Source organism: Haloferax profundi, assembly GCF_001469865.1.
Classification (GTDB): Archaea; Halobacteriota; Halobacteria; order Halobacteriales; family Haloferacaceae; genus Haloferax; species Haloferax profundi.
In genome coordinates this window covers 1-2,225 of sequence record NZ_LOPV01000500.1, presented here as the reverse complement: position 1 = coordinate 2,225, position 2,225 = coordinate 1, and the positions used below count along the sequence as shown (strand labels likewise).

General features: G+C 58.0%; 2 protein-coding genes. Both read left to right on the top strand.

What is annotated here, in order from left to right; translation table 11 throughout:
- Positions 1-830: helicase-related protein (locus AUR66_RS15980; protein WP_269432618.1), on the top strand; the 830-nt coding region annotated here is incomplete at its 5' end.
- Positions 831-832: 2 nt separating this feature from the next.
- Positions 833-2,225, top strand: a 1,393-nt coding sequence (locus AUR66_RS15975; RefSeq protein WP_058573235.1) for a hypothetical protein, incomplete at its 3' end; no start/stop codon positions are given.

Genomic DNA, 2,225 nt, shown 5'->3' with positions numbered 1-2,225 from the left:
TAGAGACACGCGACGAAGAGCGCGACACGCTGACCTCCGTAGTGATGAGCGGTGAGACCGGTTTCGATGTCGTTCGTGACGTATTGGAGCGTCTCGAATCGGACGACCCCGAGAACCCCGTGGACATAGTGAACGCGACGAGCATGATATCTCACGGGGTTGACGTGGACACGTTGAACTTCATATCGTTCTTCGGGATGCCACGACAGACTGCGGAGTACATCCAGGCGTACTCCCGTGTCGGTCGCCACGTCACGGGTACTGTCTTCGATCTGTTCAACCCGGTTCACGTCCGCGACCGCTCCCATTACACGCGGTTCGACAGGTACCACGACTTCCAGGATCTCCTCGTCGAAGCGACCCCGCTGGAACGGTGGGCCGAATTCGCGGTTAGCTGCACGATGCCGGGTATCTTCGCTGCGATACTCCTCCAGTACTACGACGAGCAGCTCGAATCCTCCGTCGGACGTGTGTACCTCTACGACTCGTTCCGAGAGGCGCAGCGTGCGGGCGATCTCGACAAGGACGAACTCCTTGAATTCGTGAAGCGGTCCTACTGTGTCACGTCCGACCAGCGCCCCGAGTGGGCGGAGGACCGGACGGTAGATCTCTACGAGCGGAAAGTAGAGAAAGAGTTCGACGACATCTGGGAACGGTGCATGTCCGGCCACCCGAAGGACGGTTTCCAGGGATGGATCGGTAGCATGATCAAGCGTAGTGAGGACGACCGAGGACCGATGCGGAGTCTACGGGACATCGACGAACAACTCCCGATAGACGTCGATACGGGTACCGCACAGGTGCTGAATATGTTCGACAGGAGGCAATAACGATGGCAGATTCAGAGATGAAACGCGGTCTGGCGCAGGTGATGTATCGATTCGGTCCCGAGTCGCTGTTCGACTACGGACGACGGGGACTGTCGATGAAAGTGTCCCGGTGGGAGACCGATAAGGTCAGCTCGCTCGACGCGAACTACGTCGCGGAACAGATTGCCACTCACGCATCCAGCTTCCGCAACGACGACGAGGAACCCTGGGTAGACCTCACGGTGGACGACGTGGATTTCCGCCGACCGAATCGCGTCGTAGGATCGCTCTACCCGCTTACCATGTACTGTCAGAACCGGAGTTGCCACCGGGTCGTGAGTAAGAAAGAACCCAGTCACTTCGTCTACACCAACGGGGAGTGCCCCGAGTGTGGCGGTGAGCTCCGTCAACTCGCCTTCGTTCTCGTGCACGACTGCGGGAATATGATGTCGATCAACCCGCAACCCTGTAACAATCCGAACCACGGATACGACCACATCCACCTCAACAAGCAGAACATCAACAACCCCCTCTCATGGTACTTCTACTGTGGCAAATGTGGTGATTTCTGTGGGAACATGTCGAAGCGGTGTACCAAGTGCCACAAGGAACGAGTGTACTTCCGTCCGATAGCGAGCAATTCCGTCTACTACTCCCAAGGCGATGTCCTCGTCAACCTTCCAATCGACCAAAGATACAGCGGCGACATCGAATACGGGGAGAGCTGGGCCCGAATACTGATGGCCGCCCACCTCGGGGACCTCGACGACGTCGTCGAAGAGGAGGGAAAGACCTACGAAGAACTCGGCCGGATGACGACCGACGAACGCGACGCGAAACGCCGAGAGAAGCAGATAGAGGAGCTGAAAGAGAAAGTCGGTGCGGAGCAGGTCGAAGCGATGATCGAGAGTGGCGTGGACCTCGGAGACGTCTTCGACGTCGCGGAGGACACAATAAAGGGTTCGACGCGAGAGGAGGTCGTCGAAGAGAACCGCGAACGTGTCGGGCTCCCCTCTCAGCGAAACATCGACGGTGACGCAGATCAGGCGTACTCAACGCTCTCTCACGAACTCTTTACCTACCTTCGCTCGACTCAGGGATACGAAGGGAACATAGACACGACGGAGGGGATGGAGCGGCAACCCACTCCTCTGTCCCTAGACGACCTCTTGGAGCAGGAAGATTTCCTCGAATCGAACCCGGAGGCAGAAGTATATCCGGAAAAGCTCCAGAAAGTGAACATCGCATCGGCGTGGGTCGTGGACAACCTCCCCCTACTGAACTACACGTTCGGGTTCACACGTGACCGCCCCGAACGGTCGCGGACGGATCTACAGCCCTTCCCACATCCCCGGGGTGAGGACAGTACCCCCGTGTACGTTGACCAAACCCCATCAGAGGCGGTCGTCCTCCAAG